At 66.0% G+C, this 15,740-nt stretch carries 20 protein-coding genes and 1 pseudogene; 13 read left to right on the plus strand and 8 right to left on the minus strand.

Annotated elements, in window-relative coordinates:
- The 13 genes and pseudogenes from ACFOMH_RS16990 to ACFOMH_RS17050 form a co-directional block, all read left to right on the plus strand.
- Positions 1 to 564, plus strand: a 564-nt coding sequence (locus ACFOMH_RS16990; protein WP_377745990.1) for an IS3 family transposase, incomplete at its 5' end; no start/stop codon positions are given.
- A gap of 40 nt (positions 565 to 604) precedes the next feature.
- Positions 605 to 1,693: a terminase large subunit gene (locus ACFOMH_RS16995; protein ID WP_377746093.1), complete on the plus strand. Its 1,089-nt coding sequence runs from the start codon at positions 605 to 607 to the stop codon at positions 1,691 to 1,693.
- Positions 1,690 to 2,586 carry a phage portal protein gene (locus ACFOMH_RS17000; protein ID WP_377745992.1) on the plus strand — a complete coding sequence of 299 codons (897 nt, stop codon included), beginning with the start codon at positions 1,690 to 1,692 and terminating at the stop codon, positions 2,584 to 2,586. The genes ACFOMH_RS16995 and ACFOMH_RS17000 overlap by 4 nt, the downstream gene beginning before the upstream one ends.
- On the plus strand, positions 2,573 to 3,442 hold the full coding sequence (locus ACFOMH_RS17005; protein ID WP_377745994.1) for a head maturation protease, ClpP-related: 870 nt from the start codon (positions 2,573 to 2,575) through the stop codon (positions 3,440 to 3,442). Before ACFOMH_RS17000 ends, ACFOMH_RS17005 begins: the two co-directional genes overlap by 14 nt.
- Positions 3,443 to 3,453: 11 nt before the next feature.
- Positions 3,454 to 4,737: a phage major capsid protein gene (locus tag ACFOMH_RS17010; protein WP_377745996.1), complete on the plus strand. Its 1,284-nt coding sequence runs from the start codon at positions 3,454 to 3,456 to the stop codon at positions 4,735 to 4,737.
- Positions 4,738 to 4,817: 80 nt separating this feature from the next.
- The gene (locus ACFOMH_RS17015) at positions 4,818 to 5,258 is read left to right on the plus strand and encodes a hypothetical protein (protein ID WP_377745997.1); all 441 of its coding nucleotides are present in this window, start codon (positions 4,818 to 4,820) and stop codon (positions 5,256 to 5,258) included.
- 44 nt (positions 5,259 to 5,302) lie between these two features.
- On the plus strand, positions 5,303 to 5,842 hold the full coding sequence (locus ACFOMH_RS17020; RefSeq protein WP_377745999.1) for a head-tail connector protein: 540 nt from the start codon (positions 5,303 to 5,305) through the stop codon (positions 5,840 to 5,842).
- A 2-nt stretch (positions 5,843 to 5,844) separates the two neighbouring features.
- Positions 5,845 to 6,165 carry a phage head closure protein gene (locus tag ACFOMH_RS17025; RefSeq protein WP_377746095.1) on the plus strand — a complete coding sequence of 107 codons (321 nt, stop codon included), beginning with the start codon at positions 5,845 to 5,847 and terminating at the stop codon, positions 6,163 to 6,165.
- Positions 6,166 to 6,644: 479 nt separating this feature from the next.
- The gene (locus ACFOMH_RS17030) at positions 6,645 to 6,842 is read left to right on the plus strand and encodes a hypothetical protein (RefSeq protein ID WP_164129540.1); all 198 of its coding nucleotides are present in this window, start codon (positions 6,645 to 6,647) and stop codon (positions 6,840 to 6,842) included.
- On the plus strand, positions 6,835 to 7,215 hold the full coding sequence (locus tag ACFOMH_RS17035) for a DUF6362 family protein (protein ID WP_377746001.1): 381 nt from the start codon (positions 6,835 to 6,837) through the stop codon (positions 7,213 to 7,215). Before ACFOMH_RS17030 ends, ACFOMH_RS17035 begins: the two co-directional genes overlap by 8 nt.
- Positions 7,216 to 7,363: 148 nt before the next feature.
- A pseudogene (locus tag ACFOMH_RS17040) lies at positions 7,364 to 7,471 on the plus strand (phage tail tape measure protein); the annotation flags it as partial.
- Positions 7,471 to 8,097 carry a phage distal tail protein, Rcc01695 family gene (locus tag ACFOMH_RS17045; protein WP_377746002.1) on the plus strand — a complete coding sequence of 209 codons (627 nt, stop codon included), beginning with the start codon at positions 7,471 to 7,473 and terminating at the stop codon, positions 8,095 to 8,097. The pseudogene ACFOMH_RS17040 and the gene ACFOMH_RS17045, both read left to right, overlap by 1 nt.
- Positions 8,094 to 8,876 (plus strand): DUF2163 domain-containing protein, encoded by a 783-nt coding sequence (locus ACFOMH_RS17050; RefSeq protein WP_377746004.1) that lies wholly within the window; start codon positions 8,094 to 8,096, stop codon positions 8,874 to 8,876. The genes ACFOMH_RS17045 and ACFOMH_RS17050 overlap by 4 nt, the downstream gene beginning before the upstream one ends.
- On the opposite strand, the gene ACFOMH_RS17055 is transcribed toward ACFOMH_RS17050, so the two are convergent.
- From ACFOMH_RS17055 to ACFOMH_RS17090, 8 genes are read right to left on the minus strand one after another with little or no spacing between them, the layout of a single operon-like run.
- Positions 8,830 to 10,518 carry a complex I subunit 5 family protein gene (locus ACFOMH_RS17055; protein ID WP_377746006.1) on the minus strand — a complete coding sequence of 563 codons (1,689 nt, stop codon included), beginning with the start codon at positions 10,516 to 10,518 and terminating at the stop codon, positions 8,830 to 8,832. The genes ACFOMH_RS17050 and ACFOMH_RS17055 overlap by 47 nt on opposite strands.
- Positions 10,515 to 11,993: a complex I subunit 5 family protein gene (locus tag ACFOMH_RS17060; protein WP_148912973.1), complete on the minus strand. Its 1,479-nt coding sequence runs from the start codon at positions 11,991 to 11,993 to the stop codon at positions 10,515 to 10,517. The genes ACFOMH_RS17055 and ACFOMH_RS17060 overlap by 4 nt, the downstream gene beginning before the upstream one ends.
- A complete protein-coding gene (locus ACFOMH_RS17065; protein ID WP_148912974.1) occupies positions 11,990 to 13,447 on the minus strand; it encodes a complex I subunit 5 family protein in 1,458 nt (485 codons plus the stop codon). Before ACFOMH_RS17065 ends, ACFOMH_RS17060 begins: the two co-directional genes overlap by 4 nt.
- A complete protein-coding gene (locus ACFOMH_RS17070; protein ID WP_148912975.1) occupies positions 13,444 to 13,764 on the minus strand; it encodes an NADH-quinone oxidoreductase subunit K in 321 nt (106 codons plus the stop codon). Before ACFOMH_RS17070 ends, ACFOMH_RS17065 begins: the two co-directional genes overlap by 4 nt.
- A gap of 7 nt (positions 13,765 to 13,771) precedes the next feature.
- On the minus strand, positions 13,772 to 14,716 hold the full coding sequence (locus tag ACFOMH_RS17075; RefSeq protein ID WP_148912976.1) for an MnhB domain-containing protein: 945 nt from the start codon (positions 14,714 to 14,716) through the stop codon (positions 13,772 to 13,774).
- Complete coding sequence (locus ACFOMH_RS17080) at positions 14,713 to 15,012, minus strand: cation:proton antiporter (protein ID WP_148912977.1); 300 nt, start codon at positions 15,010 to 15,012, stop codon at positions 14,713 to 14,715. The genes ACFOMH_RS17075 and ACFOMH_RS17080 overlap by 4 nt, the downstream gene beginning before the upstream one ends.
- Positions 15,009 to 15,296: a monovalent cation/H+ antiporter complex subunit F gene (locus tag ACFOMH_RS17085; RefSeq protein WP_199257650.1), complete on the minus strand. Its 288-nt coding sequence runs from the start codon at positions 15,294 to 15,296 to the stop codon at positions 15,009 to 15,011. The genes ACFOMH_RS17080 and ACFOMH_RS17085 overlap by 4 nt, the downstream gene beginning before the upstream one ends.
- The gene (locus ACFOMH_RS17090) at positions 15,283 to 15,630 is read right to left on the minus strand and encodes a Na+/H+ antiporter subunit E (RefSeq protein ID WP_377746009.1); all 348 of its coding nucleotides are present in this window, start codon (positions 15,628 to 15,630) and stop codon (positions 15,283 to 15,285) included. The genes ACFOMH_RS17085 and ACFOMH_RS17090 overlap by 14 nt, the downstream gene beginning before the upstream one ends.
- Positions 15,631 to 15,740: the final 110 nt, after the last annotated feature.

Raw genomic sequence — 15,740 nt, forward strand, 5'->3', positions numbered from 1 at the left:
CCCTGCCCGGACGACAAGGTGAACCGAGCCTTCGTGGCAGACATGCCAAACGAGCTGTGGGTTTCGGATTTCACCTATGTCTCCACCTGGCAGGGTATGGTTTACGTCGCCTTCGTGACCGACGTCTTTGCCCGCAAGATCGTCGGCTGGCGCGTCTCGACGTCGATGACGACAGGCTTCGTGCTCGACGCACTAAACCAGGCCATCTGCCAGAGGGCGCCGTCCGAGGCTGACAAGCTAATCCACCACAGCGACCGCGGCAGCCAATACCTGTCGATCCGATACACCGAGCGACTGGCAGAGGCGGGTATCGACACATCCGTCGGCAGCGTCGGGGATTCCTATGACAATGCCCTCGCGGAAAGCATCATCGGACTGTTCAAGACCGAGGTCATCAAGTTCCTTGGACCCTGGAAGTCGGTTGGTCAGGTCGAATGGGAAACCCTGAAATGGGTCGACTGGTATAACAACACGCGCCTGCACAGCGCCATCGGATATGTCACACCGAACGAAGCAGAGGAGGCTTTCTACGCTGCCTTGAATAACGTCGAAAAAGCCGCGTAATCATTGAACCAGAAACTCTCCGGTAAACCCGGGGCGGTTCATCGGCTGGAAGCGGGCCGCCGGCTTGCGGCGGTTCCGAACGGCCTATGTCGAGGTCGCCCGCAAGAACGGCAAATCGGCCCTGCTGGCCGGGATCGCGCTCTATGCGCTGGTGGCGGATGGCGAGGCCGGGGCGCATGTCTATGCCGCCGCGACCACGCGCGATCAGGCGCGGATCGTCTTCGGCGAGGCCGAGCGGATGGTCGCGGCGAGCCCGGCGCTGTCCGCCCGGGTGACCCGCACGGTGAACAACCTCGCGGTGCTGCCCACTGCCTCCTGGTTCCGGCCACTGTCGGCCGATGCCAGCAAGATGGACGGGTTGAACGTGCACTTCGCCGCCGTGGACGAGGTGCATGAGCATCCGGGACCCGAGATCATCCAGAAGCTCAACACGGCCACCGGTGCGCGGCGCCAGCCGCTGATCGTCGAGATCACTACCGCCGGCCACGACCGCCACTCGGTCTGTCGCCAGCATCATGAGTTCTCGGTCAAGGTGCTCGAGGGGACGCTGCCGCAGGAGACGGCCGATCCCTGGTTCGGCTTCATCGCCACCATCGATGAAGGCGACGACTGGACCGATCCGAAGGTCTGGGTGAAGGCCAATCCGAGTCTTGGCGTGACGGTGAAGCCGGATGATCTGAAGCGCCAGATCGACGAGGCGCGCGAGATGCCGGCGCAACAGAACGCGATCCGCCGGCTGCGCCTGAATGAATGGACCGAACAGGTCACCCGCTGGCTCGACATGGAGGTCTGGGCGGAGGGTGGACTGCCGGTAACGGCCGGCGGCGCGGACATCGCGGGGGAGCTTGCCCGTCTGGAGCAACTGCTCGCGGGACGTGAATGCTATGGCGGGCTGGATCTCGCCCGGGTCAACGACCTATCGGCCCTTATGCTGCTGTTTCCGCCGACGCGGGATTCGGCGCTCGGGAGCCTGGCCGAGAAGTGGATCACGCTCAGCCGCTTCTGGGTACCGGAGGAGGACATCCTGCGCCGCGCCCGGCGCGACCGGGTGCCCTATGATGTCTGGCGCGACCAGGGGTTCCTGGTGGCCAGGCGCATCTGCTCTTGCGCGGCAATGCCTATGCCATGATCGTCCGCTCCCGCGGTTCGGTGCAGGCGCTGATCCCGCTGCATCCGGATCGGGTCGAGGTGGTGCAGGACAAGGACCTGGCGCTGAGCTTTCTCTATACCCGCCCCGATGGAAGGCGTCTGCGGCTGACGCAGGACGAGGTGCTACATCTGGTCGGGCTGACGCTGGATGGAGTGCGGGGGGTCTCACCCATCGCCTATGCCCGCGAGACCATCGGGCTGGCGCTGGCGATGGAGGATCATGGCGCCACCACCTTCCGCAATGGCGCCCGAGTCTCGGGCGTGCTCAGACACCCGCAGAAGCTCGGACCCGAGGCGGTGGCCAATCTCAAGGCCGGGCTCGAGGCATTCCGCGCCGGCGGCGATCAGGAGGGCAAGCACCTCATTCTCGAGGAAGGTATGGATTACGCCCGTATCGCGATGACCGCCGAGGATGCGCAATGGATCGAGAGCCGCAAGTTCAGCCGCAGCGACATCGCCATGTTCTTCGGGGTGCCGCCGCATATGATCGGCGATACCGAGAAGTCCACCAGCTGGGGCACCGGCATCGAGCAGCAGTCGATCGGCTTTGTGGCCTATACGCTCGAGGATCACCTGACCATGTGGGAGGAGGCGATCGACCGCGACCTGATCGGCGCGGATGATCTGCTCTATGCCCGCTTCAACCGCGCAGCCCTCGTCAAGGGCGATATCAAGGCCCGCTGGGAGGCCTATGTGAAGGGTCTGCAATGGGGTGTGTGGAGCCCCAACGAGATCCGCGCGCTCGAGGACCAGAATCCACGTGCCGGCGGCGACATCTATTATCCGCCGCCCAACATGACGGCTGCGGCCGGGGACGCGGGTGACGATGCGGACGCGCCCACAAGCGAAGGAGTTTCCGATGAGCCTGCGTGATCTTCCTGCCGGACCGGCCTTGCCGCGCCCCGCGGCGTTCCAGGCCGATGCGCCATCAGACGCATTGGTCCGCTGGGCCGAAATGCCGGTCGCCGCGCAGGTCACTTCCGTCACCGAGAGCGACAGCACCATCACCATCTTCGACGTGATCGGCGAGGATGATATGGGCGGCGGGGTGAGCCTGCGCCGGATCGCAGCGGTCTTGCGCAGGATCGGGCCGCAGGCGGTGACGGTGCAGATCAACTCCCCCGGCGGCGACATGTTTGAAGGCATTGCCATCTACAACCTGCTGCGCGCCCATCCGGCCGCGGTCACCGTCGAGGTGTTGGGCCTCGCGGCCTCGGCGGCCTCCATCATCGCCATGGCCGGCGACGAGATCCACATGAGCCCCGGCAGCTTCCTGATGCTGCACAATGCCTGGGGCGTGGTGATCGGCAATCGCCACGATATGGCTGAGGCCGCTGCGCTCTTCGAGACATTCGATGCCGCGCTCACTGAGATCTATGTCGCCCGCAGTGGCCGGTCACCCGGCGAGATTGCCACGCTGCTCAATGCCGAGACCTTTCTCAGCGCCGAGGAGGCAATCGCGGCGGGGATGGCGGATGGCATGGTGGAGGGCGGTGACAAACTACCGCGCGCCGAAGCCGTGCCGCGCATCACCGCGCCGATCCGGCCCGACATTCACGCCCGGCGTCGCATCGATGCGGCGCTGGCCGGGCAAGGCATCCCCCGCAGCGAGCGGCGGGCGATGATGCGACAGATTGGCGGCATGCGAGACGCTGCTGCGACGGCCATGCCGGACGCTGGCCTTGACCCTGCTGCCCTTCGGCAGCTCATCGATACCATCCGTTCATAAGGACATCACCCATGACCTTCCATCATGCCTCCCGCATCCGCGGGACAGTTCGCCTGCGCGCCGAGGCCGGCGACGCCAACGCCATCCTCGCCGATCTGAACCGCGCCTTCGCCGCCTTCAAGGACGAGCATCAAGCCGAGATCAACGGCATCAACGCGAAGTTCGCCGATGTCGTGCAGGCCGAGAAACTCGAGCGCATCAATACCGAGATCACCAAGCTGCAGTCTGCGCTGGATGAGACCAACACCATGCTAGCCGCAGCCAAGCTGGGCGGCGCAAGCAGCGCGGATCGGGCGGACAGCCCCGAGACCCGCGAGCACGCCCGCGCCTTCAACCAGTTCTTCCGCCGCGGCGTCGAGGCCGGGCTTCGGGAACTGGAGGTGAAGGCCGCGCTTCGCACCGACAGCGATCCCGATGGCGGCTATGTCGTGCCTGATCAGATGGAACAGACCATCGACCGGGTGCTGGGCTCGGTCTCGGCCATGCGGTCGATCGCCAGCGTCATCTCGATCTCGGCCGGCAGCTACAAGAAGCTGGTCAATCAGGGCGGGGCCGCAGCCGGCTGGGTCGGCGAGCGTCAGGCCCGCCCCGAGACCGCCAGCCCGAGGCTCGCTGAACTGGCTTTCCCGGCGATGGAGATCTACGCCAACCCGGCCGCGACCCAGACCCTGCTCGACGATGCCCGTGTCGATATCGCTGCCTGGCTGGCAGAGGAGGTCTCGACCGCCTTCGCCGAGGCCGAGGCTGCCGCCTTCATCACCGGCGACGGGGTGAACAGGCCCCGCGGCATCCTGGCCTATGACACGGTCGCCAATGCCTCTTACGCCTGGGGCAAGATCGGCTACACCGCCTCGGGCGTCGCGGCCGCATTGACCGATGCCAGCCACAACGGCGTCGATGCGCTGATCGACCTCGTCTACGGGCTGAAGCAGGGCTACCGGCAGAATGCGCGCTTCCTGATGAACCGCTCACTGCAAGCCACCATCCGCAAGCTGAAGTCCAAGACCGAGGAGCTCTATCTCTGGCAGCCCCCGGTCCAGGCCGGCCAGCCGGCAACGCTGCTCGGCTATCCGATCAGCGATGACGACAACATGCCCGATATCGCCGCCGGAGCTTTCCCGATCGCCTTCGGGGATTTCCGGCGCGGCTATCTGATCGTCGACCGCTTCGGCATCCGGGTGCTGCGCGATCCCTTCACCAACAAGCCCTATGTGCATTTCTACACCACCAAGCGCGTCGGTGGCGGGGTGCAGAATTTTGATGCCATCAAGCTGCTGAAGATCGCGGCCAGCTGATCGCCCGGCTGAACCAAGGCGCGCGCGCGGCAGGGTTCAGCCCGCGTCTTCCCACCCACATTCCTGCACAGGAGGATCCGATGAAGGATCTGCATTCCAGTCTCTCGGTGGCCGCGGCCATCGACGTGGCCACGCTCACCGACGACAGCACCCCCGTGGCCATTGACCTGCGGGGTCATGACGGTGCCGAGATCATTCTCGCCATTGGCGCGGGCGGCATCACCTTCACCTCGACCAACAGGATCGAGCTCATCCTGACCCATTCCGATGACGACAGCAGCTATGAGGCGGTGACCGCAGCCGACCTGCTGGGCGTCCCGACCGTGGGCGAAGGCGGCATCGTCAAGGCGCTGGTCGAGGCCCACGCCACCGCCGCCGTCTATCGCTTCGGCTATGTCGGCACCAAACGCTATCTGAAGCTGCTGGCGGCGCTTGAAGGCACCCATGCCACCGGCACGCCGATTGCCGGCCTGGTGATCAAGGGTCACGGCCAGGTCAACCCACAGGAAAATCAGGGCTGAGCTCTGATGCAGGACTGCCTGTGCCCTTCTCAAGGAGCATTGCCATGTTCACGCTTACCCGCATAGTCGCCCCCGCGGAGGCGCCGGTCATGCTGGCCGAGGCCAAGGCGCAGCTCCGCGTCGATCATGACGATGAGGATCCGCTGATCCAGCAATACATCGATGCCGCCACCGCCTGGCTCGATGGGGCGTCCGGGATCCTTGGCCGCTGCCTCGTGAGCCAAACCTGGCAGATGGATCTGGACGCAATCACCGGTCCGATCCTGCTGCCATTTCCTGACAGTGTGATCGACAGCGTCGTCTTCACCGATGCGACGGGCGGGGATGTCGATTACGTGATTTCCCGTCAGGACGAGGGGCTGCTCCTTCGGTCCAGGACCGGCTTCGGCCGCCCCGCCACGATCACCTTCATCGCAGGCTATGGCGCCCCGGCCGATGTTCCTGCCACTCTCCGCCAGGCCATGCTGCTCCTCATCGCCCATTGGTTCGAGAACCGCGCGGCAATCAGCCTCGGGCCAAGCGCGTCGGCGCTGCCGCTGGCGCTTGATGCGATGCTGGCTCCGCATCGCAGGATCAGACTGTGACGATGGTCGCCGGGCGTCTGCGGCGCAGGGCCACCTTCCAGGAGGCGGTGTTGATCCGCGATCCGGACGGCATGCTGATCCAGGGGTGGGAGGATCGCTTCACCCGCTGGTGCCATATTCATTACCTGCGCGGCTCGGAGACCGTCATGCAGGCACGGCTGGTCTCGAAGTCGCCGGTCATCCTGACGGTCCGGGCAAGCACCGAGACGCGCGCCGTCACCTCGGAATGGCGGGCAGTGATTGCCGGGGTCATCTTCGATCTCAAGGAGGATCCCCGACCCGGCGAAGATGGTGCCGTCTTCGAGATGCTCGCCGAGGCGTGAAAGGCGCCGCGTCGACTTGGACTATTCAGGGGCTCGAAGGCGCGCCGGATCATGCGGTGCTGGCGTGCTGCGGGACAAGACATCGATGTGTCAGTGATATCCGAGCCGGGCAATCACCCTGCAGGAAGCAGCAAATGCCTCGACCGCAGCGTCACGCCCGGCCCGGTTCACGGTTCACAGTTTCAAAAAGCGGCAGAGATTCGCTGCTGGTGGATGATGGCACAGGAGGCCCAGTCTGTCCCGCGACGAAACGGGCACAGTTGTGCACTGTCAATGATCACCGGATAGAACGGTTTGCCTTCGCCGCCATCGGCAAGTCTCGCCGCGATGCGCTCTGAGCGGCACGGGCGCTACGCGCACCCAAACCCCTGCCGCTCTTTGGCAGCGATGGCGAAGGCGGACAGGAGCCGGAGGTCACACTGCCAGCAATGACGCTCGGACATCCTGCTCTGGGCCCTCGACGCCAGTGGAGGTGCGGCATGAGGTTCCATCCCAAGGGCTATGGCGGGCAGCGCAGGTCGCCCGATGAGGTGAAGCGCGACGGCTGGCGCGAACAGGGCGTGCTGGCCGTCAGCGTGGATGACCAGCGTCTGACCTGGCCCGAGCGCGAACTCGTCGAGCAGCTGGGCACGCGTCTCTATGGCCCGCGTCCGGCCGAGGACCTGCGCCATGGCTGAGCACAACTGGACCGCCGAAGACGTCGCCGATCATTTCGAGGAGGCGTTCCGCACCCTGCGCAAGCTGCCGCCCGTGAAGGTGCAGGGCTATTTCAACGCCTGGCCACAGGTCATCCGCACCGAACGCGAGATCCTCGCCATGGAGCCCGAACCGATGCGGGTCTGGCCCTCGGCCGCCGCGATCTCGCGGCTCGAGCAGACCTTCGACTGGGTGCTCTGGCTCGGCGAGAGTGAACGCCGCCTGATCTGGTGGCGAGCTGCCCGGCGGCCGTGGAAGCAGATCACCCATGAGCTGGGCGTCGACCGCAGCACCGCATGGCGCCAGCACAAGCTCGCGCTCACCAAGATCGCCGCGCGGCTGAATGCGCGCTGAAATACTTGGCTCGGGCGGTCTCGTAGGATGCCACCCGAACCAACTCGTACTGCCTTCCACGGCGCCGCGCTCGGGAAGTACCTGTTTGTCGGAGGAAAATCGACTTGCGAAGCTCGAGAAAGTATACTGATACGGCACGGGCGGCGGGATCAACGTCACAATCGTGGCGCGCGACGCCGAGAGCTTCCGGCAGTCGCGCACGCAGGTCGCGGCGGATATCGCCCGCGCGGTCTCGCTCGGGCGGAGGGGCATGTGATGGCGTTCCATGAGGTGCGGTTCCCGGACAACATCAGCCGGGGCGCGCGCGGCGGGCCCGAGCGGCGCACGCAAATCGTCGAGCTCGCCTCCGGGGACGAGGAGCGCAACGCCAGCTGGGCCAACTCGCGCCGCCGCTACGATGTCGCCTACGGCATCCGCCGCGCTGACGATCTGGCGGCGGTGGTTGCCTTCTTCGAGGCGCGGAATGGCCGCCTCCATGGCTTCCGCTTCAAGGACTGGGGCGACCACAAGTCCTGTCTACCCTCGGGTACGCCATCGCCAACCGACCAAGCCATCGGCACCGGCGACGACACGACGACCGCCTTCCAACTGGTCAAGCGTTACGCCTCGGGCGCGCAATCCTGGACGCGCGCCATTGCCAAACCAGTGACCGGAACCGTGCGCATCGCCCTCGCTGGGGTCGAGCAGCCCTCCGGCTGGTCCGTCGACACCACGACCGGCCTCGTCACCTTCAGCGCCGCGCCGGGCGCTGGCGTCGCGATCACCGCGGGCTTCGAGTTCGACGTGCCGGTCCGTTTCGACACCGACGTGCTCGACGTGACGCTCGACCTCGAGCGGCTCGGCTCGATCACCTCCATCCCGCTGCTGGAACTGCGCCGATGAAGACCCTCGACCCCGCCCTGCAGGCCCATCTCGACGAGGGTACGACGACGCTTGCCTGGTGCTGGCGTATCGCCCGCGCCGATGGCGCGAGTTTCGGCTTCACCGACCACGACCGGACGCTCAGCTTCGACGGGACCGACTTCGAGCCCGAGAGCGGGCTCACGGCATCCGAGGTGCGGTCGGGATCGGACCTGTCGGTCGATGCGCAGGATGCCGAGGGGGTGCTGACCTCGGACCGCATCACCGAGACCGACATCCTCGACGGCCGCTGGGACTACGCGGAGGTCGATGTCTGGCGCGTGAACTGGGCCGACACCGGCCAGCGCGTCCTGATGCGGCGCGGCGCCATAGGTCAGATCCGGCGCGGGCGGCTCGCCTTCGTCGCCGAGGTCCGCTCGCTCGCCCACGTCTTGGGCCAGACGGTCGGGCGGACGTTCCAGGCGACCTGCGACGCCGCGCTTGGCGATGCGCTCTGCGGCGTCGATCTGGAGGATCCCGCATTCAAGGGCACCGGCGGTGTGATTGATCTCCTGCGGGACCGGGCGTTCACCGCCTCGGGGTTGGGCGCATTCACGTCCGGCTGGTTCACCTTCGGCACGCTCGAATGGACCTCCGGCGCGAACGCGGGGCAACGACATGACGAACGGCCACTCCAGAAGAGTACTCCGCTGTCTGCGGCGACACCTTCCAATTCCGGTGCATCTGGCCCGGGGCGGGGCGGCTGGCGGGCCGTCAGGCAAGCGCGGCGAATAGGCCCAACGCGACGAGAATCAGGGTGACCGAGGTCGCCGCGTGGTCGTTGATCAACCGCTCCAGCCGTTCCAGCCCCTCAGCGATCACCGGTAAGGTCTTTCCTTTCTCGACCGGCTTCTCTGACCCGCCCGCCGATACGGCGGCTTGAGTTGCAGCGGCCGCACGGGCGCTGAACCTCGCGACCACTCCGAGCAGGTCGCCTTCGGGGAGCGACGGGGCGCGCAATCCGGTTCCCACCGCGGCGATGACGAGAACCGCTGCGAGCCCGAGGGGCCAGGCGCTGGCGCTGAGCGCTAGTAGGTCGATCGTCCCGTAGGGCGCCATGCCCATCACCGGAGTATAGAGATACCACGGCAGGGCGAGCGTAGCGGCGGCCAGCGTCACCATCGGCACGACCATGAGACCGGGGGGGCGATCTGCCGTTTCAGCCTTGGGCAGAGTAAACAGAAAGCGCGCAAGCAGAAGCCCCGACGTTAGCGCGGAGAGGCCGACTAACGTCGCGCCAAAGTCGCCCGCAGGGCCCTTGATCGCCGATTTCGCCAAGGCCCCGGCGGTGAAAGGCAGCCCGGCGATCGACAAGGCGACCAGTGCAAGGACCGCGATGACCAAAACCCGCGACGCGCCACGCGCCTTGCCGGCGACGCCGACGCCCAGAAACAGCGCCCCCTTTGCGAGCCCATGGTGCAGTGCATAAAGCGACACCGCCGGGAGCACCGAGACAGCCGGCAGGCCCGCCGCCAGCGCCGCGCCCATCGCGCCCATCAGGAGCCCCATTTGGCTGACGGTTGAATAGGCCAGCACGGTCTTGGGATCGCGCTGCATCGCGCCGTAAAGTGCCGCTGCGAATAGCCCGGTGAACGCAGCAAGGGCAAGCACAGTCCCGCTGACCGGCCACGCCTGACCCCACGGCAAAAATGTTACCAGTCCGAAAACACCTGCCTTGACAATGGCGCCCGACAGCACCGCCGAGGCTGGAACCGGCGCCGCCGGATGCGCCACCGGAAGCCAGACATGCAGCGGCACCAGACCCGCCTTGATGCCGAATCCCGCGATCAGCAGCCACTGGACCAAAGGATCGGCCGTTGGAGCGGCAAGGCTCACGCGGACTTTGTCGATAAGGGTGGTTCCCCCCGCCGCCTCGACGGCCATCAGGAACCCTGCCAGCAACGCCGTCTCACCGATCACCGCAAGGATGATGTAGACTGCCCCGGCCCACATTGAGGCTGGCTTGCGATCATGGATCACGAGCGGATAGGCAGCCAGCGACACCAGCGCGAAGTAGACGTAGAAGCTTGCTAGATCCGCCGCCAAGAATACCCCCAGATTTCCGGCAAGGACAAGCATCCAAAACAGTACGAAAGTTGGAGCCCGCGGATCGCCGCGCATGTAGCGCAGGGCATAGACCCCGGCGCAGAGCCATACCAGCCCGGCACCGCCCAGGAACATCGCGCCCGTGTCTGTCAGTCGTAGCCCGCCGTCGAGCAGGATCCATCTCACGCTGAAGGTGTCGTCTCGCGGCGCCAGTAACACGGCGGCGAGTGCCGGTAGCGGCCCGAGCGGCAGCGTCGGCAGCATCCTCGGCCCAAGTTTCGGCACTAGGCACAGGACACCTAGAAGGAGCGGCCAGAGGATCACGAACGGCAGCAGAAGGGTGGCTTCGGTTGTCATTTCAGGTATCCCCTCTCTGCGATCAGCACGGCCCAGCTCAGGGGGCTGAGCGGGAAAGTCGCAAAGAGTCCGGCTGCAAGCACTGTCAGGCCGGTCAACGCGGCAGGGAGGACCAGCATCCGATTCCAGGTGCCGTCCAGTTCCCGCACCGGCAACCGGCCTTCGGGTGGTGGAAGCAGGTAGGCGCGATAGAGAAGCGGCAGGAAGTAGAGTGCGTTCAGAAGCGACGATCCCGCCAGCACAGCGATGACCCATCGCGCGTCAGATTGCAGCCCGCCCAATCCCAGGTACCATTTCGAGATGAAGCCTGCGGTCGGCGGAATGCCGATCATGCCAAGCGCACCGATGCTGAATGCCGCCATCGTCACCGGCATCGCCCGCCCGGCGCCGTCGAGATCCGTCACCGACTTTATCCCCATCCGGTTGGCCAGTGTGCCCGCGCACATGAACAGGGTGATCTTCATGATCCCCTGATGCACTAGATGCACCAACGCCCCGATGATGGCGAAGGGACCGATCAGGCTGGCGCCGAGAATGATGTAGCTGACTTGGCTTACCGTCGAATAGGCGAGCCGCTTCTTGATGTCATTCTGCATCAGGGCGCGGAACGACCCGTAGAGGATCGTCGCCCCGGCCAGCATGGCGAGCGGCGTGGCGAGACCGAGATCCGAGACCGTCTCGATGCCGAAGACGTCGTAGATAATCCTCAATATCCCGAAGGCGCCGGCCTTGACCACGGCCACGGCGTGCAGAAGCGCGCTGACCGGCGCGGGTGCTGCCATGGCCTCGGGCAACCATCCGTGAAACGGGATGAGCGCCGCCTTGACCCCAAGCCCGCCGATACAAAGGATGAAGATTAGCGTGAGCTCGAGCCGCGGAATACCGGATAGGTCAGGCGGCGCAGTGAACTCGACCCTGCCTACGAGCGAACTCAGCCAGACGATGCCCGCCAGATAGGCGGCGCTGCCAGCCAGGGTGTAGATCAGGTAGATGCGCCCCGCGCGTAGAGACTTCTCGTCACCCCGGTGGACGACCAGCGGCCACGTCGCCAACGTCAGGAGCTCGTAGAACAGGAAGAACGTGATCGTAGTGCCCGACATGGCCACGCCGGTCGCAGCCAGGACGCAGAGGTTGAAGAACCCGAAAAAGCGCGCGAGGTGAGGGCCGCGCCCAAAATAGCCGATCGCGAAGACCGTTGTGATCAGCCACAGGAAGGCCGAGAGGGTGACAAACAGCAGCGCGATTGAATCAGCCCGGAGGATGAAGTCGTGGCCCGGCAGGAACTCGTAGCGCCATTCCGTGATCACGCCCTCCCGCGCTGCCAGCAGGAGAAAGCCCACGAGCCCCAGCTTGATCAGGGCGAAGCTGATGTTGGTCACGTCGCGCCATACCGCCATGCGGTCGGGCAGGGCGAAGCTGATCAGTGCCGGAACGAAGGGCAGGAAGACCAACAGCAGGGGGAGGAAATGGATCATCGGACATCCACCGCCACAGCCGCCGGCAGCCTTGCCGAGGTCGCACTGGCAGCGACATCGACCATCGCCTGTCCGGCGAACCCTAGAGACACTGCCAGAAGCGCCAACGCCAGCGGTGCGGCGGTGCGCAGCGGGGCCGTCGCCTCGACCACTGGCGTGTCGCTGCCGGCGAAGGTCCAGGCCAGCGGGTTGAATAGGTAGACTGCGGCCATCAACCCGCCGACGATCAGCACGGCGGCGGCGAACACGGCGCCCTGCTCCACTGCGGCCTCGAGCAGGAGAAATTTCGCGATAAAGCCGGCCGAAGGCGGCAGGCCCATCAGCGACACCGCAGCCAGCCCGAATGCCGCAACGGTCAACGGCATCGCCCGCGCAAGCCCGTGAAGGTCTTTGAGACGGTGGCCGTTGACGGCCTTGAGCATCAAACCCGCGGCAAGGAACATCGCCGCCTTGGCAAGCATGTGGGCAATCGCGTGGATCGTCATCCCGGCCCAAGCCCCGCCGCTCCCTGCCGCAGTCGCGACCAGAGGGAAGGCCAGCAGGAGATAGCCGATTTGCGCCACGGTCGAATAAGCCACGAGGGCCTTCAGGCTGTCCTGCCGGATCGCCTGAACCGAGCCGTAAAGGACTGCCAGCGCACCGAGCCAGCCGAGCACCTCCAGCCCTGCAGGAGCGACGATGGCCGGGAATGCCTCGAACCACAGGCGCAGCAGGATCACGAAGCCCACCTTCACGACGATCGCCGAAAGCAGGGCGCTGGCGGGGGCGGGTGCTGCTGCATGCGCCGGCGGCAGCCAGCCGTGCAGTGGAAAGACCGCCGCCTTGATCAGCAGCCCCGCCGTCATCACCGCGAGCGCCGTCTTGGTCGCGAGGTCAGGCCGCGCCATCTCGGCCAGGAGCGTCACATCCACCGTCGCATAATTCGCGAACAGGAGGGCCACGCCCAGCAGGTAGGCCAGTGAACCGACCAGAGCGATCACGAAATAGCGCAAGGCCGCGCGCAACGAGCCCATCGCCGCCATCGCCACCGCCGCCAGGCTGACCATCTCCAACGCGATGTAAAGGTTAAAGAGATCGGTGCTCAGGAACCCGGCATTCGCTCCGCCCCACAACAGGTAGAAGAGCGGCCAGAAGGCATAGCCGTGGGCGGTTTCCGATCGGTCCGGGCCAGGTGCGAATTCATGAAGCGCATACAGTCCAACAATCGAGGCGCAGGCAGCCGTGGCGCCCACCATCAGCTGTGCAACCCCATCCGCGCGCAATTGAACTCCCAGCGGCAGGTTCCAGTCGCCGACCACATGTGCCGAGCCCTCTGGCAGCAGCAACAGCCAGACCGTGAGGCCCGCCATGACCGGGATTGCCGTAAGCAGTAACCAGCGCACCCAGGTGCCAAGGAGCAAGGCCGCGATCATTAGGGCGAGCGGAACCGCGACAAGCAGGTCGAGCGGGCTCATGTGTGGTCGTCGGTTGTCTTGGCCGCCGCCTTGTCGTCCGGCGCACGCTCATCCTCGGCCACACGCAGAATCAGCGCCGCGCCGAAGGCAGTAAGCGCCACGGCGACGACGATTCCGGTGATCACCAGCGCCTGCGGGAAAGGGTCGGTCGAGGCAGCCCCGCGTCCAAGGCCACCCAAGACAAGAAAGATCCCTGCGCCAACCACGTTTACGGCCAGGATCTGACGCAGCGGATGGCGCAGGATCAGGAATCCATAAAAGCCGAGCCCCACCAAGGCCACGCCCGTCAATGGGTAAAGATGCAGGAGCACCGTCATGCCTCGGTCAGCCTTCGTGATCGGGCGCCACCGGCGGTCCGGCCACCTGCAGCGCGAGGGTAACGCCGATCGACAGCGCAAGGCTGTATTCGATAGCGACGATCAAGGCCTTCTCGAAGCCTGGCGGATAGAACAAGAACCGGCCCTGGGCGATGCCCGCCAGGCCAATAATGAGAAAGACCGCCGGGCCAAGCACCAGAGCCACGCGGAGGTAGCGGTCGTCGGCGCGCGGCCATGAAACCGCGCCGCCGATCGCGGCGATGATCAGACCGCCCGCCAGCACGGTTCCGGCCTGGAACGCTCCGCCCGGCAGGTCCGACCCCGCCCAGACCAGGTAGGCCGCCATGACCAGCGCCAGGGGCAAGAGCAGCCGACCGAAAGCTGCGGCCACGCCATGTCCCCCATTCTCCGCCAGTGCCAGCGCCGCGGGCCGCTGCGGCCAAGCACCGCGAGGGGCGAGCGACCAGACCGCCACAAGGGCGCCCAGCAGGACGAAAGCTTCCAATAAGGTATCGTAGGCGCGAAAGGCCAGTAGCACGCCAGTCACCGGGTTCTCGATGCCAAGGCCCGGCATCAGCGCGGCGATCGACCCACCCAAGTCGTCGGCGGGCGCGACACTCAGAACTGCGGATCCGATCAGTGCCGCGAAGCCAGCGCAGGCTACCAGTGCACCGGTTCGAAGCCAGCCGGGCATCTCGGCGCTGACAAGGTCGTCGCCAAGCGCCATCAGCCTTTGCCGCGTTAGGATCAGCAGAACTCCGGTGACGCCCGCTCCGATGGCGATTTCCGCCATCGCGACATTTACAGCGTCCATCGCGAGCCATGCCAGACCGAGCAAGTTTCCGAGCACGATGAAGAAGACGATCGCCGCCAGCGCGTTGCGCATAAGCAGCGCCGCGGCGGCAGTGCCGACGATCATCAGACAGAGGATCATGTCGAAGGCCAGCGTCATTCGTCGGAGCCCCGCTCGGCCGAAGTCTTCGCACGGCGAGCCATCAGCTGCGCGGTCGCTCCGGCGGCCATGAGCGCGAACAGCCAGACGGCGGCGATCTTGACGGCGGCGGCAACCGAGCCCCAGTGCAACGCGGCGGCAAGCGCCACGAAACCCAGACCGACGTTGTCGGCTTTGGTGAGCGCGTGCAGCCTCAATTCGGCATCTTGGAACCTGAGCAGCCCCAGCGATCCGGCCGCATAGAAGAATACACCGACGTAAAGAAGCGCGGGTACGAGGTAGTCCGTGAGGGTCATGGCTGTGTCTCTCGCGGCTTGCGCCCAGTGCTCCGGCGCTCGCGCACGAAGGCGAGAATTGCCACCGACGCTAGCACCGTCGCCACCAACGCGGCGTCCAGCATCGATGCGTCGTCCCTGGCCGCGCCCAGCGTCAGCGCCACGCCGACCCCGCTGGTCGCGACGAGTTGAGCGGCCATCACGTGATCGATCGCCCGTGGTCCGTGCCAGGCGCGAAAAAGCGCCAGCGCCAGCGCGAGCAGCAGGGCGATGGCGGCGAGCATGAAATGGTCAGTTGTGTCCACGATGCCCTCCGGTGTGGCGCGGGGCGGCGACAGGGGCACCGAACAGGCGAAGCACGCGGCGTTCCTCCGCTTCCAGGCTGCGCGTGTCGAAATCGTCAATGTCAAGCACGTGGACCTCCAGCGCGCCGCCGCGGACCCCTGCAGCCAATGAGCCGGGCAGAACGCTGACGACCCCGCCAAGCACGGCATTCACCTCGACGATATTCGTTGAGAGCGGAATCCGGAACCACCCGGGCCGGACCGGCAGACGTGGGTCGAGCACCCTCCGCGCGACATCCAGCCCCCCCCCCAGAAGCCGCGGAGCAGGAGGTGGGGCACGTACAGGACTGCCCACCCCAGCCGGATCCCCGGTTGTGTCGCCGGATACAGCACCAGGCTAACCCATGTTGCCAGCAGAACCGCTGGCGCCCCGTGGTAAAGCGCATCCGTCACGCCGCCCGTCAG

The sequence above is a fragment of the Paracoccus mangrovi genome (assembly GCF_042648425.1).
GTDB classification, from domain to species: domain Bacteria; phylum Pseudomonadota; class Alphaproteobacteria; order Rhodobacterales; family Rhodobacteraceae; genus Paracoccus; species Paracoccus mangrovi.